The following is a 26,208-nucleotide window of genomic DNA, read 5'->3' on the forward strand; positions in this document are numbered from 1 at the left end:
TTTTTGTGCCTTTTCATGAAAACACATACATAAACAAAGCCACTAAGAGAAACATAATGGCTATGAACCCAAATAGTACCAGGCAACCCTTTAACCTTGCATTACTTTCGCTTCTAGGCATGTAGTGGTGACTTGTATGTCTACTCATAATCTTACCAGTTAATAGTTTCTTTCCCCTGTTTTACCAAATAGTCATTTGTCCTGGAAAAGGGCCTGCTCCCAAAAAAACCCCGGTTGGCAGCAAATGGCGAGGGATGAGCTGATTTAATGACATAATGCCGAGACGCATCTATCACCTCCCCTTTTCGCTGAGCATATGCTCCCCAAAGAATAAAGACGAGTCCTTCTTTCGCTTGTGACAATTTGCGAATAGCTGCGTCAGTAAACTCCTCCCACCCCTTGTTTTGGTGAGAACCGGGACTACTGGCACGCACCGTCAGGGTAGCATTTAATAGTAGTACTCCCTGCCTGGCCCATCGCTCAAGGCTGCCGTGAGGGGGTATCTCTTTACCGAGATCGGATTTGAGCTCCTTAAAAATATTGACCAGAGATGGAGGCATCTGTACACCTTCGTTTACTGAAAAACATAAACCATTGGCCTGTCCATGACCGTGGTAGGGATCCTGCCCTATGATCACCACCCTCGCATTATCTGCAGGACAAAAATCAAAAGCGTTGAAAATCTGACTGCCCGGTGGATAAATTCGGTGGTTTTGATACTCGGATTTCACAAAATCGGTCAGAGATTTAAAATAATCCTTTTCAAATTCTTCGGACAATAATTGCTTCCAGGAAGGCTCTATTTTAACATTCATATATTTTAGTGAAAACTTTCCAATGAATGTTGGCAAAATAAAAAATAAATCTTATAAATTTCTTCCCAATAAAGATCAGTAATGACCACAGATACTACCAAAGGAATAAAAGTTACCGTAGACACTGAGTATCAGCAGGAGTATTCCAACCCTGTTCAAGATCATTACGTTTTTACTTACCAGATCACCATTGAAAACCTCAGTGACAAAACCATTCAGCTCCTGTCACGGCACTGGGATATTATAGACCTGACTCACCCAAAACGAGAAGTAGATGGCGAAGGTGTGGTTGGAAAACAGCCTATTCTGGAGCCCGGACAAATGCATCAGTACGTTTCCGGATGTAATCTCAAGTCCGGACTGGGGAAAATGTTTGGATACTACACCATGGAGCGGTTAGTCGATGGGAAACAGTTTCTGGTCAATATACCTGAATTTGAAATGGTAGTCCCATTCAAGCTCAACTAGTGCCTAATGGCACAAATATCCATCAAACACAGAAAGCTGTTATTCAACTGTTTATAAAGCATTTTAGTATACCGCATTTTTGCAATTTATCGCTAAGGTCTTGTCCTCTCTCTTTTTTACCTTAAAGGCTTATTTGAAATACCGGATCAGGGCTCAAAATGCACATGACCTGCATTCCCCGTTTATCTATCGGCTATATCAGCAGGTGATACGAAAGGAAAACAGGCAGATAGAAAGAGATCTATTCGCTTTAAGAAAACAGCTAACCAAAAATAAAGGGACAGTGGTTTTTGTAGATCCTAAAACCTCCCGGACACATAAAAAATCCCTTAGGAAAATAGCTGTACAATCAGCATCCTCACATAAATTTTCTTATTTCCTGTTTCGATTGGTCAATTTCCTTGATTATAAGTCAGTGCTTGAAACCGGTACCTCCCTGGGGATTACTACAGCCTACCTTGCCCGGTCTTGTGCAGAGCAGGTTGTCTCCATCGAGGGTTCGGAAACATTGCATCAATTAGCCAGGGAAAACCTGCGAAAATTGGGTTTTGACAAAGTGAAATTGATCCGGGGCACAGTGCAGCGTGTGTTTGAAAAATCTCTCGCTGAGTATAAGCCGGAGCTGGTATTTCTGGATGCAGATCACCGGGGAGAAACCATTTTATTTTACCTGGAAAAAATCCGGGCTTGTGCATCTGTGAAATGTATTGTTATTCATGATATTTACTGGTCTGAGGACATGAAGCAAACCTGGAACAAGATTATCGAAAATCCCCGTTATAAATTAACATTAGATCTGTTTCAGGCCGGGGTCATTTTTCCGAACTATCCAATGGAAAAACAGCACTTTTCGTTGAAATTCTAACAATAAAACTATTTTTGCCTCCAAATAAGCAGTACGATGAACGAACAAGGAGAAAACTCATACAATCACTCACCACAGCAAAATCCAAAAAAGGACAGAACTCCTTTATTTATCGGGCTTTCCGTTTTGCTGGTAGGAGTGATCATTTTTTTCTATTTTCAAAATGCCAACCTGAAAGAGGAACGGGAAGCTCAGGCTAAAGAACTGAGCAATACAATATTGCAGTTAGATTCGATCTCCGGTGAATTGGACGAACGCATTAAAGCCATCTCCGAGCTGGGCGGCCAGGTGGACACCCTGCAAAAAATAAAAGATGAACTTCAGACAGAGCGAAAACTACTGCTGACGGAGATCGACAATCGTAAAAGCATGATTTCTACCCTGAGGGGGAAAGTGGATGGATACTCAGAGCTGCTACTAATGAAAGATGAGGAGATCAAGCAACTGAAAAAAATGAATGATCAGCTCATAACCGAGAACAATGAACTTAAGACCGTAACCCAGGAACTCAATCAATCCATACAGGAGATCAACAAGGAAAAAGAGCAACTGTCAGAAAAAGTAGCATTTGCAGCTCGTCTGAAAGTAGAAGGACTGAAAGTCTTTGCGGTGAATGAAAATGGCAGAGAGCGTGAAGGTGAATTCAGAGACCGGCACATTGACAAGCTTAAGATCACCTTTACCATAACTGAAAATCAGGTGGCTCCTATCGAGGGGAAGGAGCTGCTCATACGCATTGTTGCTCCCAATGGCAATGTTCTGTTTGATGTAACCCGCGGATCGGGAACTTTTATGTTTGAGAACAGGGAAATGTTTTACTCGGCCAGGCAAGAGATCCTGTACGATAAGAAAAGCCAGAAAGTAACGGTATTCTATACCAAAGGAAGCGAATATACAGAAGGCCTGCATCAGGTAGAAATATACACTGATGAGTATCTCATGGGAAAAGGTACTTTTTTAGTCAAATAAGCTAGATACTCCTCTCCCTTATTCCCTCTCCAAAGAGGAACAGGTGGAGCTTAACTTAAGGGCATTAAAGTACAATTCAAATCATGAAAATGAGCATGAAAAACGAAGATCGGATTGTTGAATTATTAATTGCCCATTATCAATTATTTCCCTACTTTTGCACTTCGAAAAATTTAAACATTATTTTATTTAATCATGGTAAAAGATTACGAGACAGTATTCATTTTAACTCCCGTTTTGTCTGAGACCCAGATGAAGGATGCTGTCGACAAATTCAAAAACGTCTTGACCGGTAGCGGTACCAAGATCATCAATGAGGAGAATTGGGGCCTTAAAAAACTGGCTTACCCAATTCAGCACAAGACCACTGGTTTTTATCATCTTTTTGAATTTCAGGCAGAACCATCCGTAATTGACAAACTTGAGACCGAGTACAGAAGGGATGAAAAAGTAATGCGTTTCCTCACAACTGCGCTGGATAAGCACGCTGTGAAGTACAACGAACGCAGAAGAAACGGAGCATTCAACAAGAAAAAAGAAGCTAAGAAAGAGGAGGTGAAAGCATGACACTGCAGAACGAACCAATAAACAGAGAGCAGAAGAAAGAAAAATACTGCCGATTCAGAAAAAGCGGAATCAAATACATTGACTATAAGAATGCTGATTTCTTATTGGCTTTTGTAAATGAGCAGGGAAAACTTCTGCCAAGAAGGATCACCGGAACAAGCCTGAAATACCAGAGAAAAGTTTCTCAGGCTGTGAAAAGAGCAAGACACCTTGCATTATTGCCATATGTTACTGACTCTTTAAAGTAAGCACAAGATGGAGATTATATTAAAAGAAGACGTAAAAGGATTAGGTTATAAGAATGATATCGTAAACGTAAAGCCCGGTTACGGTAGAAACTACCTCATCCCTCAGGGAATAGCGATCATTGCCAGCACCAGTAACAGGAAAATGATCGAGGAAAATGTAAGGCAGGCATCTCACAAAGCAGAGAAGATCAAAAACGATGCGGAAGAGTTTGCTAAGAAAATCGGAGATCTTACTTTGGATATCAAAACAAAAGCCGGAGAAACCGGAAAGATCTTTGGAGCAATCACACCACTTCAGGTGGCTGATTCGCTAAAAGAAAAAGGTTTTGATATCGACAGAAAGAAAATCAATATTTCAGGTAACATTAAGGAGCTTGGTGAATACAAAGTGGTTTTGGACCTTCACAAAGAGGTACACCATGAAATCACGCTCAACGTAGTTTCTGAATAAAAATAAGAATCCATTAGTTAAAAAACCCTGATCAGCAAATGGTCAGGGTTTTTTGTGTTTCTTAGCTATATTCGATCCGTGTTTGTCTTACCATTTAATATTCCGGAAAGTCCCGAAAAAATCCGATTAAAAGATCCGGTATTTTGCATAGGGTCCTGCTTCTCTGAAAATATGGGGAATCGTCTGCGGGATTATAAGTTTGACGTGCTTTCCAATCCTCTGGGTACGATTTACAACCCCTACTCCATATTTAAAAACATAAGATTGATTCTCTCTGAGGGATTGGATCCAGATAATTTTGCTCAGATCAGAGGTATCTACTACCACTGGGACACGCATAGTGTCATTTCAGGGACCAGTATGGACACATTTAAAAGCCTTTTGGATAACCGGGCGAGAGAATCTCAACAAAGCCTGATGAGTTCTAAGTGGATGATCATCACTTTGGGTACTATTTTCGTCTACAAACACCTGAAAAGTGATAAGATCGTAGCTAATTGTCATAAGGCGCCAAAGGGAGATTTCGAAAAGCTGTCCCTATCTTCAGTCGAAATTATTGAGGATTATTTTGAAACCATGGAGGTGGTACGAAGTATAAATCCCGACATGAAGGTGATACTAACCGTAAGTCCGGTAAGGCATATCCGGGATGGACTTATTCAAAACAACATCAGCAAGGCAACGTTACTCCAGTCAGTAAGTGAGATCATCGAAAGGGACCCTGAGGCTTTCTATTTTCCTTCATATGAACTCATGATCGATGTTCTCAGAGATTACCGGTTTTATAAGGAAGATATGATCCACCCAAATGAACAGGCAGTACGATATATCTGGGAGCGTTTTACTGAGACGTTTATGGATGCAGACGCTCAAAAATTTATTGCTGAGTGGGTCAGGATTAGAAAATCACTGGCGCACCGCGCATTTCACCCACACTCGGCTGACCACCAGAATTTCTTGAAATCCACCATCAGGCAGCTAAAGGCTTTCGAAAACAAGGTGGATATTTCAAATGAGCTTACGGAGCTGGAAAAACAAGTCAAAAAATGAGAACTTTTTCGTTCTTATTGCTTTTACTGATACTCACAAACTGTGATCAAAATATGTCCATTAATCAGGATACCAACAGACTCATCAATGAAACCAGTCCCTATCTTCGACAGCATGCGGAAAACCCGGTAGACTGGTATCCATGGAGCACAGAAGCATTAAATAAAGCCAAAGAGGAGAATAAACCTATCCTGCTTAGTATTGGATACAGCTCCTGTCACTGGTGTCATGTAATGGCTCATGAATCCTTTGAGAATGACACCATTGCCGCATACATGAATAAACACTTTGTAAACATCAAGCTGGATAGAGAAGAACGTCCGGATATAGATCAGATCTACATGGAAGCTGTCCAGAATATGGGATTGCGTGGGGGCTGGCCCCTAAACGTGTTTCTTACCCCAGAGCAAAAACCATTTTACGGAGGCACCTACTTCCCTCCTGCTCAATGGAAAAAGCTACTGGAAAGCATCACTGAAGCTTATGATAAAAACTATGATAAGCTTTCAGAGTCAGCAGATCGTTTTGCAGAGGCGATGCAGCAAAGTGAAATAAGCAAGTACGGTATCCAGAATACATCCACCCCGGTAGAAAAGGAGTCTTTTGACTCAGCTTTTGATACCCTTTCCAGGCGTTTTGATACGGCATGGGGAGGAATAAAAAAGGCACCTAAGTTTCCTATGCCATCCCTTTGGGAATTTTTGGCAGGTTATTATGATCTATCACAAAACGAAAAGGCCTTAGAGCATCTTTTGTTCACTCTGGATAAAATGGCCGAAGGTGGCATCTATGATCAGGTTGGCGGAGGATTTGCCAGGTATTCGGTAGATGGGGAGTGGCATGTTCCTCATTTCGAAAAAATGCTTTATGACAATGGCCAGCTTCTGAGCCTGTATGCTACCGGATATAAATTAAGCCCGAAAGAAAACTATAAACCTATTCTGACTGGCACCGCTGAATGGCTGGAAAGAGAGATGATGAGTGAGGATGGCGGCTTTTACAGCGCCCTGGATGCAGATAGTGAAGGTGAGGAAGGTAAGTTCTATGTATGGACGTTTGAGGAGGTTAAAGAACTGGCAGGTGAGGACTTCAGCCTCATAGCTGAGTATTATGACGTTTCTAAAGAAGGAAACTGGGAAGGCAGGAATGTGCTCAGAAGACTTGAGACAGATGATCAGCTGACTAAAGACCTCAATCTCAATTTGGATTCGCTGATCAGCATTGTAGAAAAATTCAATGATAAGGCGCTCAAGGCCCGGAGCAAGCGGATCAGGCCGGGACTGGATGATAAGATCATCTCCGGGTGGAACGGACTTACATTAGCAGGGCTTTGTGATGCTTACCAGGCTACAAAGGAGGATGTGTTTCTGGAGTTAGCTAAAAACAATGCAACTTTTATCAAGAAAAAACTGATTAAGAAGGAGGGTCTCCTGAGGGTCTACCAGGGGGAAACGATGGCTTTCCTGGAGGACTATGGTGCGGTTATAAAAGGATTCATAAACTTTTATGAAACTACCTTTGACGAAAGTTATCTGATGGAAGCCAACAGGCTTGTTGAAATTGTTATTCGGGACTTCTACGATACTGATGAAGGTTTCTTCTACTATACGGGGGATGAATCGGAAGAGTTAATAGCACGCAAAAAAGAAATTTTCGATAACGTGATCCCCTCTTCCAATTCCTTGATGGCTCATAACCTGTACCGCCTGGGCATTATGATGGATAACGAAGATTACAAGAGCAAGGCCACGTCAATGGTTGAGAAAATTAATCACATGATTATCCAGGAGCCGGAGTACTTGTCTAACTGGGGAGTTACAGCTCTTATGATGGCTAACCCCACTCCGGAAGTCATTGTGGTTGGGGATTCAGCATACCAAAAAGCGCTGGAAATACAACAGGTATACCTGCCCAATAAAGTAATCATGGCCACATCTGAAAAAAGTGATTTACCGCTATTATCATACAAGGAGCCCATAGATGGAAAAACAACCATATTCGTTTGCTTTAACAAGACCTGTAAACGACCGGTATTTGAGACTAAGTCTTCAATTAAAGAAATTAAAAACGCCGGTAATAAATAAAAAACGTACGATCAACCATTATTATTCCCGTTCTATCGAAATTCGGGCGTGTGAATTCAAAGCTTTTACTACCTTAACAAAAAAAAGAAAGCAAAAGACCAGTAATGACCGTCTACCACGAAGAGAAAAAATACCTTACGGAATTCAGAGAGAAGATCCTTTCCGGAAAAGATATTTCTCAGGAGGATATACTCGAGTTGATCGATAAATTTGAAGATATGACTGAGATGAACTCGGTTACGGTCAAAATCATCGATCGGCTGATGATGAACTACGACAAACTCAAGCAAGAGGTAAAAAAGGAAAACCCCAAAAAATCGATTCGCAAAGATATTTTGAATTAGTAAATCTTACTTTCGGACATCCGGGTTAGATTTACAATTTGAGATACGCTGAAGTCATATTACCTCTCCCCCTACCCGGGACATTTACCTATAAGTTACCAATAAGGACTGCTACAGATGAGCTGGTTGGCTGTAGGGTGATCGTACAATTTGGTAAAAGGAAGATCTATACGGGCATCATTCACCATGTACATGATGAGGTACCGAAAAACTTTCAACCTAAAGAGATTCTGGATCTGGTGGATGAAGACCCGATAGTCACACCAACTCAACTACACTTTTTCCAATGGATGAGTGAATATTACATGGCTACCCTGGGGGAAGTCATCAATGCTGCCGTTCCTGCCGGACTCAAAATGAGTAGCGAGTCTTATATTTCCCTCAACCCTGAAATTGACCTGGAGGATATCCCGGTTTCTGAAAAAGAAAATGTGATCCTAAACCACCTGAAATCAGGAGATCTGAAGGTAAATGAGGTGGGATCTATCCTGAACATTAAATCAGCATACCCCTACATTAAAAGCCTAAAAAAAAGTAATGCCATCCAGGTCTTTGAACAAATCAAAGACAAATACAGCCCCAAAAAGGAAACAAGGATAAGGCTGGCGGAGGAATTTCTACAGGAGGAAGCTTTAGATAGCCTGCTGGAACAGCTTGAAAAGAAGACTAAACAGATAGACGTGCTGGTAAAGTACCTGGAAAACGTGCCTGTACTGGAGTCACCCATAAGCAATGAGAATGGCATTTCAAGAAGTGACCTGATCAACCACGGAGTAAGTGAATCTTCCGTAAGGACTTTGGTCAAAAACGGAATATTAATTCAATGGGAAAAAATAGTTTCCCGGTTTGAAATAGATGAAACCGCTACTAAGCATCCCGTTCTTTCGCCTGCTCAGCAAACGGCCAAACAGGAAATACTAAGTGAGTTTCAAAAGAAGAGTACAGTACTGCTAAAAGGGATCACCGGAAGCGGAAAAACGGAGATCTACGTATCCATGATCCTGGATGTGATCGAAAACGGAGGTCAGGCTCTGTACCTTCTTCCGGAGATTGCATTAACGACACAAATCATCAAGCGCCTCTCCAGGATATTTGGCAATCAGTTTGGGGTATACCATTCCAGGTATTCTGATAATGAGCGTGTAGAGGTATGGCAAAAAGTACTGAGTGGTGAATATAAGTTTGTGGTGGGTGTTCGTAGTGCTGTTTTCTTGCCTTTTAGTGACCTTTCACTGATCATAGTAGATGAGGAGCATGAAAACTCATTTAAACAATACGAGCCGGCTCCAAGGTATCATGCCCGCGATGCGGCTATATACCTGGCCACCCTGTTTCATGCTAAAACACTTTTGGGAACCGCTACGCCCTCCCTGGAGAGCTACCATAACGCCCTCAGTGAGAAGTATGGATTGGTAAAAATCGATGAACGATACAGTAAAGTCAACCCCCCCTCTATTGAGTTTGCAAACATGATCCAGGAACGCAAGCAGAGAAAGTTGAAGGGCAATTTCACCTCCAGACTTTTGGAAGAGATCAATACAGCCCTGGATCAACAAAAGCAGGTCATACTTTTTCAAAACAGACGGGGATATGCTCCCTACCTGTCCTGTCATAATTGTGGTTACATCCCTAAATGCCCCCATTGTGACGTTAGCCTGACGTACCACATCCATCAGGACTTTTTGATTTGCCACTACTGCGGATACAAAACCAGTATGTTAACTGAATGTGTTCAGTGTAATTCCACTGAGATCAGAACCATGAGTTTCGGCACGGAAAAGCTCGAGGAAGAGTTGGAAATACTTATTCCAACGGCACGAATCAGGAGAATGGATCTGGATTCAACGCGAAGTAAATACAGCTATCAAAGGATTATTGATGAATTTGAGAACGGAGACATAGATATACTCCTGGGCACCCAGATGGTCAGTAAAGGTCTGGATTTTGATCATGTGGCTATTGTTGGCATATTTGATGCTGACCGAATGATCCATTTCCCGGACTTCAGATCTCATGAGCGTGCATTTCAGCTTATTCACCAGGTAAGTGGCAGAGCAGGCAGACGAGATACGCCGGGCAAAGTAGTAATCCAGACCAGTGATCCGGACCAGTTCCTTCTCGGTTATGTAAAACGGCACGATTATGATTCATTTTACCAGTCTGAGATCCTGGAAAGAGAAAAGTTTCACTACCCTCCTTTCTATCGAATGATCAGCATCACTGTGAAAGATGCGGATAAGCTCAACGCCTCGAATGCCGCGCAGTTCCTTGCCAGGGAGCTGAAACGATCGCTGGGAGATATGCGGGTGATCGGACCTGTGGAGCCACTTATTGGCAGGATCAGGAATCAGTATCTTTACGATATCACGGTAAAAGTGGAAAAACAGGGAGTCTCCTTGCGAGCATTAAAAGAATTCCTGCTTAATTCGCGTAATATGTTGCAAAGTCAACGTTCATATAAAAGTGTAAAAGTGGTGTTTGATGTTGACCCGGTTTGAGATATCTGTAAGCAATGAGCAATGAAAGATGGAAAAGAAAGAAAATACAATCAATCCTCCTTACCAAAGGAGATGAAGGAGGTTGTATCACACCAATCCATTTTCTTTTTTTCCTTGTACTAACCAGATATTCAACAGACAATACAAGTAGGCAATAGAAACCATGAAAAACTGGATCTATATTTTCATTTTCTGGGCTTTAATTAGCTTTTCATGCGACCCTTGTAATGAGTGTGGTGAGCCATTGCTCTATGAGCCCACAGTCGCAGTGACGTTTATTAACCAGGACAGCATCACGGCTCTGGATACAGCCAAAGCAGATACCAGTGCTACCATTCAATATTATGAATCAATAAGTCAGGCACTAGATGATAAAATTGATTCACTGGGAGATGAAATTACCCGGATGAGTGATTCCATACAAAATGGAAATACAGCGTATGAAGATTCGCTCGATTTAGTTACCGAGCAGATAGAAAACATTGAAATTGAATTGATCCCGGTAGAGACAAGATTAGATGAACTGGACTCCATCGTGGATGTCTACAACAGTATTATTAAAAAGATAAATTCAGGTCTTTTATTGGTAGATAAGGTCGCTATCTTAAATAATGGCGCTGAGCTAACTTACCAGGACAGTATGAAGGTTTATAACCTGCCCCTACTCATAGGAACACCGAATGAAACGCAACAAACCTCCTATGAAATCTCCATTAAGGAGAAAACCTTTAGTTTTACATTGAGTTACCTCCCATACGAAACGCTAAACGATGCCCGGGTTTTTCGTATCATCGCTAAGGATATTGTTGCGGAGAGCTACACCTGCGATACCCTGATCTTTAATTGTCCAAATGATAACTGCATAAGCAATGAGACGAATATTACTGCTATCTATTAGCCTTTGGCTGTCATACCAGGCTTATGCACAAACTGATTCCACAAAGGTGGCCCTGGACAGCACCATGAGCCCCAAAGATTCGGTATCGGTAAAAGTGACCGAACAGGATACGGTCGAAAAGGAAAAAGAGGTCTTTTTTCAGGCTTCTATCAATGCTGATTATGGAAAGCTGGCCACCACTATTGCTGGCTGGGATGAAAAATATGAAACAGGTGTCACGCTGCTGTTTTTTAATCAATATTATCTCCTGGGAGAATATGGACAAGGAGTTCTGGAGCCGGAAAATGCTTTTAAAAACGGAGTATACACTTCAGAAGGATCCTATTACCGACTGGGTGGAGGTTACCTGAAGCAGATCAGCCCCAAAAGTAAGTTAGGGATCGGGGTACTTTATGCGTCGAGCATGTTCGAACATCGTGGAGCTATTTTTCTATCAAGCCCCAGTGGTGTACAGGATGATTACACCAACACTTTTCAGGAGGATAACTTATCAGCCAGGTGGCTGGAAGTAATGGTCACTTCCGAGAGCAAGCTCATATTGAATAAAGACAACCCGGAGGCAAAGATCAATCAGCTTTTTACTCTGGGATTTTACCTGAGGGCTAGATTTTTATCTACTTATGACCGCTTTGAGATCTATGACGTGTACACCATCCCCGGATACGGAAGGACCGTAAACAATCCTAACATGGCTTTAAACCTGTTTTTAAAGGTTTATGTGTTTTAGGAACTAATGCAATGCAATAAGATTGACCCAAACAGAGCACTAAATATTTGCATCATCCAGTCGCTTCTTGATAGTATCTATTTATTTAGATCATTAAGGTCATTATCCAAAGCTTCCTCAACGGCAACAAACCCTTTTTCTACACTTCTGGAAAACTTGTCCATTGACTTCACGACTCGCTCAGTATTGGACTTCATTTGATTCTCCAATTCTATAAACTCAACTTTCATTTCATTCCGAAGCTTACCTATTTCATTTAATGCTTTATCCATATCTCTAAGGTATTTTATAATACAATGAAATCAAAAGAGGTTGAAATTCTACACATCCCACTCATCATTCAAAATACTGATTGCGTGATGCCCCGTAAGATCAAACTGGCAAGGAACCAGGGAAACATAATTATTGGCAATAGCCCATTCATCGTTATCCTCCCCTTTATCGTGATTAACGAAATTTCCAACCATCCAGAAGTAGGTTCTCCCGTGCGGGTCCACACGTTGATCAAAGTCCTCTTCCCACCTGGCATTGGCCTGGCGACATACTTTTATGCCTTTAATATTCTGAGACTGGTAGGCAGGGATGTTTACGTTTAGCGCTATACCCTTTGGAATACCTTTTTTCAGGGTTTGATCTGCAATTTTAATAATATGCTCATCTACATGATCCATTTTGGCATCCGGATGGTAATCACAAAGGGAAAACCCGATAGCCGGTGTACCTTCTATGGCCGCCTCAATGGCAGCACTCATTGTGCCTGAATATAGCACACTGATCGAGGTATTGCTTCCATGATTAATGCCACTTACCACCAGGTCTATTTTTCGCTCCCTTAGAAGGTGATGTTTTGCCAGCTTTACACAGTCTGCCGGTGTCCCGCTACACTCATAAGCAGGCAGGTCACCTCCAAAAATTCTATTTTCATTAAGCCTTAGGGTATCACCCACCGTGATGGCATGTCCCATGCCGGATTGCGGGCTGTCCGGGGCCACTACGATCACATCACCAAGCTTTTTCATCAGACTTACCAGCTTTTGAATTCCATTTGAAGTAATTCCATCGTCGTTGGAAACGAGAATCAGAGGTTTTGACATTTGTCTTTTTGTGTAATTAGATGCTTAAATTGAATTATAAAAAGCTGTGATCCTGATCAGGTCGCGAATCTCATCAGTTCTAAGCTTATTGTCTTTGATAAAGCTTTTTACCTGACGGGATTTTCGGGCCATAATATCCAGTAAATCGTTTCGTTTCCCGGTATACATGGTCATATTTCCTTCCTTGTCTAAAAAGTAAAATGTATAGGCCATACGGTCCCTTACATAAGAACCGCCGGTCCAGTAAGGTGTATTGCTGGTCACAGTTTCCTGCACGACAGCTTCTCTGGAAAGAAGCGAAAGAGGTCCTTCATATAATACTTCAAAGATAATTGGAATCTCGTAGTTGTAATTCACATTATACGGAATGGAATAAAACTGCCGGTAGTTTTTAACAACCTTATCAAAAATCTCGAAATAAAAAACTTTATGGCTACTGTAAGTTTTAACAACATTGTTTTGTATAAGCTGAACAATATTGGCCTCCATGTCATACTTGATAAGCCCACGAACAGTATCTTCATCCGTAGTTATGAGGTAGCCATTGTGCCATACTTCTGATGAAAACTCCTGAGCGTCTGCTGAAAACAAAGCAAGACACAGGAATCCCGATATTAATAGTTTTCGCATTTGCTTACTTCCTGGTTTTTAAAATTTCGTGGCCCATCTTGTCTCTTTTCGTTTCGAGATATCGCTTGTTATGTACATTCGGGACCACCTCAATAGGGACATTCTCTACAATTTCCAGACCATACCCCATAAGTCCGATCCTTTTTTTCGGATTATTTGTAATTAACCGGATTTTTCTAATGCCCATTTTACGAAGGATCTGTGCCCCAACTCCATAATCCCGTTGATCCATTTTGAATCCCAGGTGCAGATTGGCCTCTACGGTATCCATCCCTTTCTCCTGCAGTTGATAGGCTTTCAGCTTATTTTCCAGACCGATGCCACGTCCTTCCTGGTTCATATAAAGCACCAGCCCCTTCCCTTCTTTTTCTACCATTTGCATGGCACTGTGCAGCTGATTACCACAGTCGCACCGATATGAGCCAAAAATATCCCCGGTAACACAAGATGAATGAACACGGACCATCACCGGCTCATCTTCTTCCCACTCCCCTTTAAAAAGAGCCAGGTGAAGTTCGCCGGTATTGTCCTGCTTAAATGCTGTGAGTTTAAATTCCCCATGCTCGGTAGGCATATCGATTGTAATCTGTTTAGTGACCAGCGACTCTTTCCTCATTCGGTATTCGATGAGATCCTTGATTGCCACCAGCTTTAAATCAAATTTATCAGCTATCTCCCGCAGGTCAGGGAGCCGGGCCATGGCGCCATCTTCTTTTAAGATCTCCACAAGCACTCCTGCGGGCTGGAGTCCCGCAAGCCTTGCCAGATCAATAGCTGCCTCTGTGTGTCCGGTACGCCTTAAAACACCTCCCTTTTTTGCTTTGAGAGGGAAAATATGACCCGGTTTGCCAAGCTCCTCTGGTTTAGTGTCAGGATCCACTAGAGCCAGGATGGTCTTAGCCCGATCAGCTGTGGAAATACCTGTGGTGGTCCCTTTACCTATGAGGTCCACAGAAACCGTAAATGGCGTTTCATGGACTGCCGTATTTTTGCCTACCATCAGCTCAAGACCCAGCTCTTCACAACGCTCCTCCACCAAAGAAGCACAGATAAGGCCACGACCTTCCTTACTCATAAAGTTTATAATATCGGGCGTCACTTTTTCAGCTGCACAAATGAAGTCTCCTTCATTCTCCCGGTCTTCATCATCAACAACGATAACGATTTTACCATCCCTTATATCGGCAATGGCTTCTTCTATAGGATCTAATAATGTTTCTTTTGACATGCTTAAAGTGCTAAAATGGGTACTATCTGTTGTTTATTAGCCCAAAACTAATCATCCGGCGAAGTTTAGACACCTAAAATACAATTTACTTAACCGTCACGTTCCCTAAAATCTTCGCTATATCCATTTCAATCTTTTTCAGATCGTTTATTTCATCAAGTAATTGGTCGATTTCATGATCTTCAGTGACAGATTTCAGCTTTTTATTTTCCTCCTCGATGAGGTGTTGTACAACACGGAATTTCAACCTGAGAATATTGGTGTAAGCAACGTCTTTTAATAGTGAAATCTCTTCCGGGACGTAAATCTGAAATTTCTTTTCCCAGTTTTCACTCACCTCATATTTATTAGTCATCAGGCCCACAACTTCCCTCTTGATCTCCTCAGACCCGTGCTTGATGAGGTGATCTCCATCAATAAGTTCACCAGCGTTTAGGCGTTCTTTGAAAATTTCGAGGATCTCTTTATAAATGGGATTGGTAAACTGTATTTCCTCTACTTCAGATAAAAAATAGGCTATAAGCTCCTCATCCACATAGTCCTGATTTTTGATGGTATTTTTCCCGTAGTTGACCAGGACCCGTATGGACTCACGCTCCTGGAGCTCAATGATTTTAAGTAAATCAGCCTCCTCTAAAACTTCTTCCTCTCCCGGACTTCCTGCAGAAGGAGGTGGAATTTCCTCATAAGTTTTTTGGCCACCCTTCTGTCTGCGTTGTTCTATCAGCAGCTTGTTTTGCTCCGCCACAAGCACTGACTCGCTGATGCCCAGCAGATTACTGCATTCCTTTAGATAGACACTTCGCTTTACCGGATCGTCAATCTTGGTAATGGACCTGACAATATCCTTTATAACTCCGGCCTTCTTTACCGGATCATCCTTGGTTTCCTTGAGGAAAAGCCTGGTTTTGAACTGAATAATGTCCTGTGACTCACTTTCAATGAAGTGACTAAATGCACTGGTACCCAGTTGTTTAGAATAACTATCCGGATCTTCCCCTTCAGGCAATGCTACAGCCCGTACGTTCAGTCCTCCCTCCAGGAGCATGTCGATACCGCGGATTGATGCTTTGATACCAGCCTCATCACCATCAAAGATCACAGTAACATTTTCAGTGTACCGTTTGATGAGTTTGATCTGATCTTCAGTGAGTGCGGTACCTGAAGAAGAAACCACATTTTTGATCCCGGTCTGGTGCATGGAGATCACATCCGTATAGCCCTCCACCAGGAAGCAGTTGTCTTCTTTTCGGATATCCTGCTTGGCCTGAAACAGCCCATAGAGAATTTTACTCTTATTGTAAAGCTCAGTCTCCGGCGAGTTAATGTACTTGGGCTGTTTTTTTTCTTTAGAGAGTGTTCTCGCCCCAAATGCGACCACCTTCCCGGAAATGTTATGTATGGGAAAAATGACACGATTTCTAAATCGATCATAAACCTTCCCATCGTCCTTTTTGATGATAAGCCCCGCTTCTTCCAGCAGATCCTGCTTGTAACCTTTTTTTTCTGCGGCTTTCAAAAGATCGTCCCAGGCATCAATGGTATATCCCAGCTCAAATTCTTTGATGGTAGCCTCAGAGAAACCACGCTCCCTGAAGTAGCTAAGCCCTATGGATTTGCCCTCCTCATGTTCCCAAAGCAGCTCTTTGAAGTGGTCCTTGGCAAAGTTGAGCAAAATATAAAGGCTTTCCCGTTTGTTTTGAGCCTGCTGGACCTCATCACTTTGCTCCTCTTCTACGATCTCTATCCCGTACTTATTTGCCAGGTATTTGAGCGCTTCCACGTAGCTAAGCCCATCTACCTCCATGACGAAGGTGATGGCGTCACCACCCTTGCCGCTGCTGAAATCTTTAAAGATCCCTTTGGAAGGGACTACATAAAAAGAAGGTGTTTTTTCATTCGTAAAAGGGCTTAAAGCCTTAAAGCTGGATCCGGATCTCTTAAGGGTAACAAAGTCACCAACTACCTCGACGATATCAATTCTGTTCTTTATTTCCTCAATAGTAGCGGGACTGATCATGGATCGGTTTTAGGGTTGAAAAGTCAGGGCAAATTTAAGGGATCGAATGGTTTTTCCGTTTAAGTAATATCTTTTTAAGTCAATTGAAAAAACGACGAATCAAACTTCTGTTGTGTATATTTGGTTAATGGTAAAACTTAAAACGAATGCTCCTCGAAAACGGCTATATACTTGAATTCCCTGAAAATCTCGCTTTTAGTGATGATGAGCTATTTGAGTTTTGTCAAAGAAACCCGGAGTTGAATATCGAAAGAGATAAACACCTAAACCTCATTATAATGTCGCCAACCGGAAGTCTATCCGGTTATTTTAATAGCAAAATTGCTACCAGAATCTCTGTTTGGAATGAATCCAGAGCTCTCGGAAGAGTCTTTGATTCCTCAACGGGTTTTACATTACCTGACCGATCTATGAGATCACCGGATGTCTCCTGGGTATCTAATGAACAGTGGGATAAGCTTACCAAAGATCAAAAAATGAAGTTTGCCCCGGTATGCCCGGAATTTGTAGCGGAGGTAAAATCCCCATCTGATTCATTAAAACAGCTACAGGATAAAATGCTCGAATGGGTAGCTAATGGTGTGCAGCTAGGGTGGCTGATAGACATAGACAAGCAAGAAGTATATGTCTATAACCCGAATGGATTGGAAAAAACTATCAAAACATTTGACACCAAACTTTCTGGTGAAGATGTGTTACCTGGATTCGAATTGGACTTATCCCTTTTGAAAGAAACGTAGATAGCCTTTAATGAAAGATCTAGAAACAGTGACAGCCGAATTAATTCATGCTAATAAAATAGCTGAAAAGAGACTAAATATAGTTGAAAAGGTAGGCTCCATTCTTATTGTTTACTTAACGGTGGCTACAGCTGGTATTTTAGGGTTAATCGTTTACGCCATTTTGTGATTCACTTACAAAACCCCATCCCTAAATCACACTCACCTTCCCCCTCTTTCAAAACAAACTTCGGTCTGGCCAAAGCCTGACCAGAAAGTTGCCGAGATTAGCCACAGTCGGTCAGACACGGTCGGTCAGACACGGTCGGTCAGACACGGTCGGTCAGACTTTTAGTCGGGGTTTCGAATATTCGCGTGAATCAATAAGTTCCTCGGTACCGGTGATCAAATCGTTTCCCATGATCAGGTTTCAGTGGCATGGATTCTCCTCCGGTCTCCTCCAGCCAGGTAAACAATGCATCCCTAAGTCCATTGGCCACATCCTGATATTCAGGGTTGCGAATCAGGTTACGCATCTCATTTGGATCGTTCTCAATATCGTAGAGCTCGTTTATATCCCACACGCCATGATAGCGGATGAATTTGTATTTTGAAGTCCTCACCGCATGTACGGTAGGTGTCTGTGGAAATGGTCTTTCCCAGAAGTATTCATAATATACCGTATCCCGCCATTCCAGGTTTTTTTGATAAAGAAGTTCTTTGAACGAATTGCCGTTCATATGAGATTTGGTCTCCAGTCCTGCTATATCCATCACCGTAGGCCCAATATCTACATTCTGAATGACCTCCTCTACTTTGGAAGTGGCAGGAATTCCACCACCCATAGCCAGCATTGGTACTCGCATCGATTCTTCATAAGCCTGCCGCTTATCGATCAATCCGTGCTCACCAAATGAAAAGCCATTATCACCCATATAGATCACGATCGTATTTTCCAGTAACCCTTCCTCCTCCAGGTAATCAAGGACCGCACCGATGCTCTCATCTACAGACAGAAGTGTCTCGCAGTAGCGTTTATAGAAATCTTCAAAGCTGATCTGCCCGTGATACATATAATCCACACCGTGCCAGCTATAGCGCTGCTCTTTGGCCCAGTTTGGTAAGTCTTCGTAATTGTATTCTTCTGCAGTCACTGTGCTTCTGGGGTGGTCCGGAGGAAACATCGTGGGCGGGTAAGCAACTTCTCCATCCTCATACTTACCCTGGTGACGGGGAGCAGGTTTGAAGTCCGCATGTACCCCTTTATGCGACAGGTACATAAAGAACGGCTTTTCCTTATTTCTGTTCCTTACAAAATCAATGGCATAGTCCGTAAGTACATCGGTTACATAAGCGGAATCTTCAAAAATTTGCTCTTGCCCATTAAAGTTGATCGTGGGGTTAAAGTATACCCCCTGCCCTCTGAAGCTCGCCCAAAAGTCAAAGCCAGGGCGCGGGCCGGCATGGTGCTCGCCCATGTGCCACTTCCCAATAAATGCTGTCTGGTAACCGGCCTCTTCCTGAAGGTATTTAGGGAAAAATGTAGTACCCTCCGGTACCAACGACTGATTATCCACTACCCGGTGGTTATGAGCATATTGGCCGGTAAGAATACTTGCACGACTTGGAGAGCACAGAGCCGTGCTTACAAAGGCATTTTGAATGTGGGCTCCTTCGTTTGCCATCCGATCCATATTGGGAGTTTCAAGAAAGGGAACCTTACCGGTAAACCCCATAAAGTCATAACGATGGTCATCGCTCAGAATAAACACCACATTTTTCTGATCTTTAACACTATCCTCTACTGATTTCGATTGTCTGGAGCAGCCCAGAAGAACAAACACCGATGAAAATAGAAGTAAATATTTCATATATTATCATTTTTATTCGAGGAGGATTCTGTCTGAATCATCCATTAAAAAGAATAATGGATAACTCCCTGAAGAGTCATTCCACAAACACAAACTGTAACGAAATAAGCTATTTAAGTTTCAGCATGGTCATTTGGCCCAATGCACTTTTACCTTTTTAACGTTCTTGGAATTAGTACCTACCATGATCTCAAAATCTCCGGACTCCCAGTCAAACTTCATTTCGTGTCCTCCCGGGTTCTTATAATTATAGAATTTCAGATCATCTGTATCGATTTCAAAAGTCACCTCCCGGACCTCCCCGGCATTCAGTTCAACTTTTTGGAAACCTTTAAGTTCTTTGACCGGCCTGGTGATCGTGCCTACTATGTCCCGTATGTATAATTGAACTACTTCTTTACCCTTTACCTGCCCGGTATTGCTCACCGGAATTTTTACTGTTAACCTGGAATCCTCACCCTTCAATGAATCTGCGGATACCGAAATCTCCCCATATTCAAATGAGGTATAGCTAAGCCCATAACCAAAAGGGTACAGCGGCTCATTGGGAACATCCAGGTAATTGGACCGGAACTTCTGAAACCATGCTCCCTCCGGAAGAGGTCTGCCTGTATTCTTATGACTGTAATAGATGGGTACCTGACCTACATTTTGCGGGAAGGTGGCGCTCAGTTTCCCGGAAGGGTTTACGTCCCCAAAAAGCACATCAGCCACGGCCAGCCCGGCTTCACTCCCCGGAAACCATACGTTAAGAATTGCCGGAACATTTTCAGCTTCCCACTTAATAGCCATGGGCCGACCTGCCAGCAGAACCATTACCACAGGCTTTCCTGTCTTTAATAATGCTTTTAAAAGGTTTCTTTGATTTTCAGGGAGTGCAATATCAGTCATACTGCTACTCTCTCCGGATGACTCTGATGCTTCACCTAATACTGCAACGACCACATCAGATTGAGCAGCCACTCTGACTGCCTCCTGAATCAGTTGAGCTTCAGATCGATCATCTCGATTTGTAGGTTTACCGAAAGTACTCACCCGCGATTCCAGCTTAGGGTCAGGATAGATATTTGCTCCTTTTACATATCGAATTTGCACCTGGTCACCTGCTACCTGCTCCAGCCCTTCCCTTATAGAAGTCGCTTTGTCAAAATCAGCAGCCACACTCCAGGTACCAACCATGTTTTGCTTATTATCCGCTAACGGACCTACCAAAGCAATAGAACCGCTTTTCTCAAGCGGAAGTGCAGAACCCTCATTTTTGAGCAGGACAAATGACTGGGCTGCAATCCTTCGGGCTATTTGCCTGTTTTCATCAGTGAAAATCTCCGCTTTTGCTCGCTCAGGGTCACAGTATCGGTACGGATCATCAAACAGCCCCAATTCATACTTTGCGATCAAGATCCGGCGAACCGCCTGATCAATATGTTTTTCGGTGATCTTGCCTGCTTCTAGTGATTTCCCCAAAGTAGTTAAAAATCCCTCGCCTACCATATCCATGTCTATACCTGCTTTAAGCGCCAATGCAGAAACTGTCTGCAGATCTCCCATACCATGGGCTATCATTTCATTAACCCCTGTGTAGTCACTGACGACAAAACCGTCAAAGCCCCATTGATTACGAAGAACTTCTGTCATCAGCCACCTGCTGCCTGTGGCCGGAACACCATCTACATCATTGAAGGAAGCCATCACTGTGCCTACACCTGCATCTACAGCTGCTTTGTATGGAGGAAAATAGTCGTTGTACATCCGCAGCCTGCTCATATCGGTTGTGTTGTAATCACGGCCGGCTTCTGCCGCACCGTATAAAGCAAAGTGCTTTACGCAAGCCATTATGGTATTGTTTCTGGACAGGTCATCACCCTGATAGCCACGTACCATTGCTTTCGCAATTTCGCTCCCCAGGTAAGGATCTTCCCCAGCACCTTCTGCAATTCTCCCCCATCTTGGATCTCTGGCTATATCCACCATAGGTGAAAAGGTCCACGCAATGCCATCTGCTGAAGCTTCCTGAGCAGCTACCCTGGCAGACTGCTCGATCAATGGTATGTCCCAACTGCACGACAGGCCCAGGGGTATTGGGAATACGGTTTTGTAACCGTGGATCACATCCATGGCAAAGATTAATGGAATGCCCAGCCTGCTTTCTTCCACTGCTACCTTTTGTACCTCCCTGATCTTTTCGGCAGTCCGTATGTTAAACAATCCACCTACATTACCTTCTTTGATTTTTGCAGCGATATCTGAGTTAGAAGCCTGGCCTGTGGTGATCTCCCCAGCTGAAGGTAAATTAAGCTGACCAAGCTTTTCTTCCAGTGTCATCAGCTGAATGATGGAATCTGCTTTAAGCCGAAAAACGGATGCTTTTGATTTATCCTGTGGTGATTGACAGCTGCAAATAAAGGTGAGCCCAACTAACATTAGTATGTTCGGTGTTTTGAAATTAATTTTCATTGTCATTATTGATTTCCCTTCTCTCATTTGTAAAACTTCTACCTCTGCTTATTGGAAAATAGCCAGGAGAACAAGCCTGGCTCAGAAAACGCACTATCCCAACTATTATGGTTTGCTTCCTTGTAAAGGGTATACTTCACATCTCCACCTGCTTTTTGTAAGGCAATAACCATGTCGGTAGAGTACGAAGGCAGAACCACATCATCTTTTGCTCCGTGAAACACCCACAAACTCACCCGGCTGGCATATTTTGAAACTGTCGCCGGATGCCCTCCTCCACAAATGGGAAAAGCAGCGGCAAACATTTCAGGCTTTCTCCATAAAACTTCAAATGTGCCCATACCTCCCATTGATAAACCGCCAACATATAGCTGATCATCTTTTGAATAGGTTAATGAATAAATAGAATCCATTAGAGCCATTACCAGGGACATAGCCTGCGTGGGGTCGCCTTCATCTTTGAAGGTTATGTTCAGCGGATAGCTGCTCCTGTCGACAGACACATTCGCCCAATAATCTTCAGCAGTGCACTGTGGGAAGATCACCACACATGGAAAATCTTTACGAAATAAGGAGTCCAGGAACAACTTACTTCCATGAATTAACTGCTTCTCATTATCCGATCCTCTTTCTCCTGCTCCATGCAGGAAAAGCAGAACAGGGTACTTTTGATCTGCATCAAAATTTTCCGGGTAAAGGATCCTGTAATTCAGCGTACCTTCCGCCTGATGAAACTGTTTTGGTTCATAAAGCTCGGTATCAGGTTGTGCATAAAGCCCACTGGATAATATGAAAAAGGAGCAAAACAATATGCTTAACGGACTATTTTTCATAATAAAAACCTAATTTCTTCAAGCCTGCCTGCACCTCAGGAGCAGACATAAACAGATCCCAGAGTAAGCCGCTTCTGTAGTTTTCAATCATAACCGGTATAGGTCCCTGATCTATAGCAAGATATCTGGGCAAATACCAGTCTGATTCGAAGCTAAATGCATCATAAGGACCATACTTCCCGATAAGGGAATCTCGCTCCGGAGCATACAAAAACTTCAGCATCTGCATGCTTTCTTTGGGAGTGTAAGGAAATGAAGAAAGTGCGGCTGTAGGCGAAATCACGCCCAGATCATTTCCTGGTCTGTGGCCTGCATAACCGCGCATAGAGTAGCTGGATGTCAACCCCCAACAATCTTCACCATACCCTTCATAGCCTTCCGGGTTTTCTTTACAGTAAGCATGATGCACTTTTGCATGACTTTCATTCAGAGTCCAATACTCTCCGTATTTATCTTTCAATCCCCTGGGATCAAGCCCTAAGTAGGAATAATGTGCCCAAAACAAGGGGCCAACTTTGGCATCATTATGCTCGTAGTGATTAAGCACAAGGTCATATCCGTAATAAGTAGCATCGCTTTCAATTTTACCATCTAAAGCCCAACCCTTGTGATACACTTCCGGTTCTATGCTATGAGTAGGAGAAGATGCCGCCAGTATGTACATGATCAGGCATTCATTATATCCTCCCACAGGGAAGTTCATTTCCCAACCGTAGTTCGGTGACCAGTGCCAGTAGAGGACATCCTCCTTTGCTCCCCCTTGAAGGGTGTCCTTTGTATGCCAGTCCCATTCTACATCTCTCCATATTTTGTCTATACGTTCTGCGAGTGCTTTTTCCTGTTCACTTCCTTCCCGGAAATACTGTCTTACAGCCAGCAGTCCTTGCATGAGAAAGGCTGTTTCTACCAGATCACCACCATCATCTTTCTTGCTAAATGGCTTTACTTTACCTGTATCGCCATACCACCAATGGGGATAAACACCATGGAAACGATCTGCTGTTTCCAGAAAATCCAGGATTTTCTCATATCGCTCCACTCCCTCTTCCCGGGTGATAAATCCTCTTTCAATGCCAACCAAAATAGCCATGATCCCAAACCCTGAGCCTCCTGACGTAACAACATTCTTGTCATTGCTGGGATAAACATCATCCATATGTACTCGCTCACATGCAAGGCCTGAATTGGGCTCTGCACGCTCCCAGAAATACTGGAAAGTCTGCCGCTGCACAAGGTTCAAAAGAGAATCTTCATCTATAGTGGTAATATTATTCACAGCTTCTTTTTGCTTCCAGTTGCAGGATTGCACCATCAGAATCAACATGAGAAGTGATAATTTCAAAAAATTATTCATACGTAAATCCAAGTTTATCCAGTCCGTTTTGTATTTCGGGCGCACTCATAAAAAGGTCCCACAGCAGCCCGGTTCTATGGTTTTCGATCATCACAATAATGGGTCCCTGATCTATAGCGAGGTAGGATGAAGCCACCCAGTCCTCCGTAAAGTTGAATGCATCATAAAACCCATGTGGCCCCCACAGTCGATCACCAAGGATGTAGTAGAAATGCCTGATGGCATTCATAGACGCTTCCGGAGTGTATGGGATAGCTGAAATGGCAGCTGTTGGGGTGATCACCCCCAAATCGTTATCTGGTGAGTGTGCATTATACCCCTGATGATTGTCACTGGCTGTAAGTCCCCAGGAATACGGAGCATAACCCACATAATTTTTAGGGTTTTGAATGCAATATGCCTGATTGATCAATGTATGGTTTACATTTTGCTGCCAGTAGTTTGCATATTGATCTGAAAGGTTCCTGGGATCAAGCCCTAAAAAAGAATAATGCGAAAAGAACAATGGTCCTCCCCGATCGCTTCGGAGATCCAGGGTGTAGCCATAGTATGAATTATTATTGGTATTGACCATGGCCCCACTTCGTGCCCACCCTTCGGTATAAACTTCGGCATCAATACCATGTGTAGTGGACGAAGCTGCCAGGACGTAAACAATTGAGGCCTCATTCCATCCGGTGATCCGGTGGTTTTTCTCCCATCCAAAGTTAGGGGACCAGTGCCAATACAACACATTCTGACCTCCCTGAGTATACCAGTCCCACTCTACGGCTTCCCATAGCTGGTTGATCATAGCAATTATAGTTGCTTCCTGTGTGTTAGCAGGGTCCAAATATTGCCTCACCGTGAGCAACCCCTGCACCATAAAGGCGGTTTCCACCAGGTCTCCGCCATCGTCATTGCTGCTGAAAGGAATAACCTCTCCAGTAGTACCATTCAGCCAATGCGACCAGGCACCATGAAAACGGTCTGCCTTTTCTCCTAAAAAAGTAATAATCTTGTCCAGCCGGTTGACTCCTTCTTCCCTGGTAATAAATCCCCGCTCCATCCCCACAACGATAGACATCAGTCCAAATCCGGAACCCCCTGAAGTAACTGTTTCGCCGCTGGTATTTCTTTCTCTTGCCAGGCCACTGGTTGGGTGTCCAAAGTCCCAGAAGTATTTGAAGGTTTGCTCCTGGACTTTTGTGAGAAGTGCTTCATCGGTTATTTCGGGAAATTTGAGGGTAGAGTCGAGTTTGGTGTGAAAGTCAAATTGATAGCCATCAAAAGGCCTGTTTAGCTCCCCTGCCAGGGTGGATTTTATAGAGAACCTGTACTTCCCATATCCATCAAGGTCGGTTGCTGCAAGTGAAAAACTTACAACAGAATCCATTTCCTGGGTTGCATTTAAGGAAAATGTGTTTCCTCCCCTGGTAAGGGTTACAAAGTCGGCTAATACAGTAGATGAGATGGCTTCTGAAAAGGCAACGCTGATAGTTGGTGCAAAGTCAATGCCCCTGATCCTGATATTTTTATCCACTATGGTTTCATCAATTGTTGCATGATGCACATAGAAAGGCGGGTTGCTGGTTGTGAATGTCTTTTCAATACCGGGGAAGGTTTCCCCATTTATTCCTTTTATTCCATCAGTGACGGACACTGTATACGGTGTGTTGACCTGAAGACCTTCATGAATAGCAGCTGATATGGTCTTGTCGTTATCGAGGTAAGCAAAGGAGAGTTCGAGGAGTTCATCATCAGGGCCTTTGAGGTTCACATTTTCCTCAACTGTATTTTTATCAATAGGATTGCTGAAAGACAGAATGATGGGTTGGTCAAATGGTATTTCTTCCGTTTCGGATAGCAAGCTCACGGTCCCTACCCTCAGGGCGGTCAGTTGCATGGTCAGTGGTTGCTTATCCTCTGGTGTTTCGTCCTTACAGGAGATCAACACCAAAAAAAAGGAACCCAGAATCACAAAAACTTTAAAGTAATTCATACTTTTAATTCTAAGAACAACAATCAGGCTCCTGTCTGGG

Annotated in this window: 25 protein-coding genes; 14 read left to right on the forward strand and 11 right to left on the reverse strand. The window is 43.0% G+C overall.

Translation table 11 applies throughout. The annotated features are described in order from the left end of the window. Window positions 1-152: 152 nt before the first annotated feature. Complete coding sequence (locus AC3E9V_RS13615; RefSeq protein WP_488748676.1) at window positions 153-815, reverse strand: uracil-DNA glycosylase; 663 nt, start codon at window positions 813-815, stop codon at window positions 153-155. Window positions 816-896: 81 nt separating this feature from the next. Here AC3E9V_RS13615 and apaG point away from each other — a divergent pair, with 81 nt between their 5' ends. The 12 genes from apaG to AC3E9V_RS13675 all read left to right on the forward strand — a co-directional run bounded on the left by apaG (window position 897) and on the right by AC3E9V_RS13675 (window position 11,984). Beyond that, the gene (apaG, locus tag AC3E9V_RS13620; protein WP_488748677.1) at window positions 897-1,283 is read left to right on the forward strand and encodes a Co2+/Mg2+ efflux protein ApaG; all 387 of its coding nucleotides are present in this window, start codon (window positions 897-899) and stop codon (window positions 1,281-1,283) included. A 133-nt stretch (window positions 1,284-1,416) separates the two neighbouring features. Then, window positions 1,417-2,148 carry an O-methyltransferase gene (locus tag AC3E9V_RS13625; RefSeq protein ID WP_488748678.1) on the forward strand — a complete coding sequence of 244 codons (732 nt, stop codon included), beginning with the start codon at window positions 1,417-1,419 and terminating at the stop codon, window positions 2,146-2,148. Window positions 2,149-2,184: 36 nt separating this feature from the next. Further along, window positions 2,185-3,117: a chromosome segregation protein SMC gene (locus AC3E9V_RS13630; RefSeq protein ID WP_488748679.1), complete on the forward strand. Its 933-nt coding sequence runs from the start codon at window positions 2,185-2,187 to the stop codon at window positions 3,115-3,117. Between the two features lie 192 nt (window positions 3,118-3,309). Further along, the gene (gene rpsF, locus AC3E9V_RS13635; protein ID WP_488753668.1) at window positions 3,310-3,684 is read left to right on the forward strand and encodes a 30S ribosomal protein S6; all 375 of its coding nucleotides are present in this window, start codon (window positions 3,310-3,312) and stop codon (window positions 3,682-3,684) included. Continuing rightward, complete coding sequence (gene rpsR, locus AC3E9V_RS13640; protein ID WP_488748680.1) at window positions 3,681-3,932, forward strand: 30S ribosomal protein S18; 252 nt, start codon at window positions 3,681-3,683, stop codon at window positions 3,930-3,932. Before rpsF ends, rpsR begins: the two co-directional genes overlap by 4 nt. Before the next feature lie 7 nt (window positions 3,933-3,939). Beyond that, a complete protein-coding gene (rplI, locus tag AC3E9V_RS13645) occupies window positions 3,940-4,383 on the forward strand; it encodes a 50S ribosomal protein L9 (RefSeq protein ID WP_488748681.1) in 444 nt (147 codons plus the stop codon). Between the two features lie 78 nt (window positions 4,384-4,461). After that, the gene (locus tag AC3E9V_RS13650) at window positions 4,462-5,433 is read left to right on the forward strand and encodes a GSCFA domain-containing protein (protein ID WP_488748682.1); all 972 of its coding nucleotides are present in this window, start codon (window positions 4,462-4,464) and stop codon (window positions 5,431-5,433) included. Beyond that, window positions 5,430-7,517: a thioredoxin domain-containing protein gene (locus tag AC3E9V_RS13655; protein WP_488748683.1), complete on the forward strand. Its 2,088-nt coding sequence runs from the start codon at window positions 5,430-5,432 to the stop codon at window positions 7,515-7,517. Before AC3E9V_RS13650 ends, AC3E9V_RS13655 begins: the two co-directional genes overlap by 4 nt. Window positions 7,518-7,621: 104 nt before the next feature. Next, entirely contained in the window at window positions 7,622-7,861 is a 240-nt protein-coding gene (locus AC3E9V_RS13660; protein WP_488748684.1) for a hypothetical protein, read from the forward strand. A 38-nt stretch (window positions 7,862-7,899) separates the two neighbouring features. Continuing rightward, window positions 7,900-10,359, forward strand: coding sequence for a replication restart helicase PriA (priA, locus tag AC3E9V_RS13665; protein WP_488748685.1), 2,460 nt, complete (start codon window positions 7,900-7,902; stop codon window positions 10,357-10,359). A gap of 163 nt (window positions 10,360-10,522) precedes the next feature. Further along, complete coding sequence (locus AC3E9V_RS13670) at window positions 10,523-11,257, forward strand: hypothetical protein (protein ID WP_488748686.1); 735 nt, start codon at window positions 10,523-10,525, stop codon at window positions 11,255-11,257. Continuing rightward, window positions 11,229-11,984, forward strand: coding sequence for a DUF6048 family protein (locus AC3E9V_RS13675; RefSeq protein WP_488748687.1), 756 nt, complete (start codon window positions 11,229-11,231; stop codon window positions 11,982-11,984). Before AC3E9V_RS13670 ends, AC3E9V_RS13675 begins: the two co-directional genes overlap by 29 nt. Before the next feature lie 77 nt (window positions 11,985-12,061). On the opposite strand, the gene AC3E9V_RS13680 is transcribed toward AC3E9V_RS13675, so the two are convergent. From AC3E9V_RS13680 to dnaG, 5 genes are all read right to left on the reverse strand, one after another. After that, window positions 12,062-12,256 (reverse strand): hypothetical protein, encoded by a 195-nt coding sequence (locus AC3E9V_RS13680; protein WP_488748688.1) that lies wholly within the window; start codon window positions 12,254-12,256, stop codon window positions 12,062-12,064. Window positions 12,257-12,304: 48 nt separating this feature from the next. Continuing rightward, window positions 12,305-13,078, reverse strand: a complete 774-nt coding sequence (gene surE / locus AC3E9V_RS13685; RefSeq protein ID WP_488748689.1) for a 5'/3'-nucleotidase SurE — start codon at window positions 13,076-13,078, stop codon at window positions 12,305-12,307. A 24-nt stretch (window positions 13,079-13,102) separates the two neighbouring features. Next, window positions 13,103-13,708: a hypothetical protein gene (locus AC3E9V_RS13690; RefSeq protein WP_488748690.1), complete on the reverse strand. Its 606-nt coding sequence runs from the start codon at window positions 13,706-13,708 to the stop codon at window positions 13,103-13,105. 4 nt (window positions 13,709-13,712) lie between these two features. Next, on the reverse strand, window positions 13,713-14,936 hold the full coding sequence (locus AC3E9V_RS13695; protein WP_488748691.1) for a bifunctional 3,4-dihydroxy-2-butanone-4-phosphate synthase/GTP cyclohydrolase II: 1,224 nt from the start codon (window positions 14,934-14,936) through the stop codon (window positions 13,713-13,715). Between the two features lie 85 nt (window positions 14,937-15,021). Continuing rightward, window positions 15,022-16,956: a DNA primase gene (gene dnaG / locus AC3E9V_RS13700; RefSeq protein ID WP_488748692.1), complete on the reverse strand. Its 1,935-nt coding sequence runs from the start codon at window positions 16,954-16,956 to the stop codon at window positions 15,022-15,024. A 146-nt stretch (window positions 16,957-17,102) separates the two neighbouring features. Between dnaG and AC3E9V_RS13705 the strand changes: the two genes are divergently transcribed. Together AC3E9V_RS13705 and AC3E9V_RS13710 are read left to right on the forward strand one after the other, a co-directional pair. After that, window positions 17,103-17,696: a Uma2 family endonuclease gene (locus tag AC3E9V_RS13705; RefSeq protein WP_488748693.1), complete on the forward strand. Its 594-nt coding sequence runs from the start codon at window positions 17,103-17,105 to the stop codon at window positions 17,694-17,696. A 10-nt stretch (window positions 17,697-17,706) separates the two neighbouring features. Then, window positions 17,707-17,865 carry a hypothetical protein gene (locus tag AC3E9V_RS13710; RefSeq protein WP_488748694.1) on the forward strand — a complete coding sequence of 53 codons (159 nt, stop codon included), beginning with the start codon at window positions 17,707-17,709 and terminating at the stop codon, window positions 17,863-17,865. Window positions 17,866-18,055: 190 nt separating this feature from the next. Here AC3E9V_RS13710 and AC3E9V_RS13715 read toward each other — a convergent pair whose 3' ends face one another. The 5 genes from AC3E9V_RS13715 to AC3E9V_RS13735 all read right to left on the reverse strand — a co-directional run bounded on the left by AC3E9V_RS13715 (window position 18,056) and on the right by AC3E9V_RS13735 (window position 26,168). Beyond that, complete coding sequence (locus tag AC3E9V_RS13715; protein WP_488748695.1) at window positions 18,056-19,546, reverse strand: sulfatase family protein; 1,491 nt, start codon at window positions 19,544-19,546, stop codon at window positions 18,056-18,058. Window positions 19,547-19,675: 129 nt separating this feature from the next. Beyond that, window positions 19,676-22,000, reverse strand: coding sequence for a beta-glucosidase BglX (bglX, locus tag AC3E9V_RS13720; RefSeq protein WP_488748696.1), 2,325 nt, complete (start codon window positions 21,998-22,000; stop codon window positions 19,676-19,678). A 38-nt stretch (window positions 22,001-22,038) separates the two neighbouring features. Beyond that, the gene (locus tag AC3E9V_RS13725) at window positions 22,039-22,833 is read right to left on the reverse strand and encodes a carboxylesterase family protein (RefSeq protein ID WP_488748697.1); all 795 of its coding nucleotides are present in this window, start codon (window positions 22,831-22,833) and stop codon (window positions 22,039-22,041) included. Next, window positions 22,823-24,187 (reverse strand): glucoamylase family protein, encoded by a 1,365-nt coding sequence (locus AC3E9V_RS13730; protein WP_488748698.1) that lies wholly within the window; start codon window positions 24,185-24,187, stop codon window positions 22,823-22,825. Before AC3E9V_RS13730 ends, AC3E9V_RS13725 begins: the two co-directional genes overlap by 11 nt. Beyond that, window positions 24,180-26,168 (reverse strand): glucoamylase family protein, encoded by a 1,989-nt coding sequence (locus tag AC3E9V_RS13735; RefSeq protein WP_488748699.1) that lies wholly within the window; start codon window positions 26,166-26,168, stop codon window positions 24,180-24,182. The genes AC3E9V_RS13730 and AC3E9V_RS13735 overlap by 8 nt, the downstream gene beginning before the upstream one ends. Between the last annotated feature and the right edge of the window lie 40 nt (window positions 26,169-26,208).

It is taken from the genome of Marinoscillum sp. HNIBRBA16962, assembly GCF_057801515.1.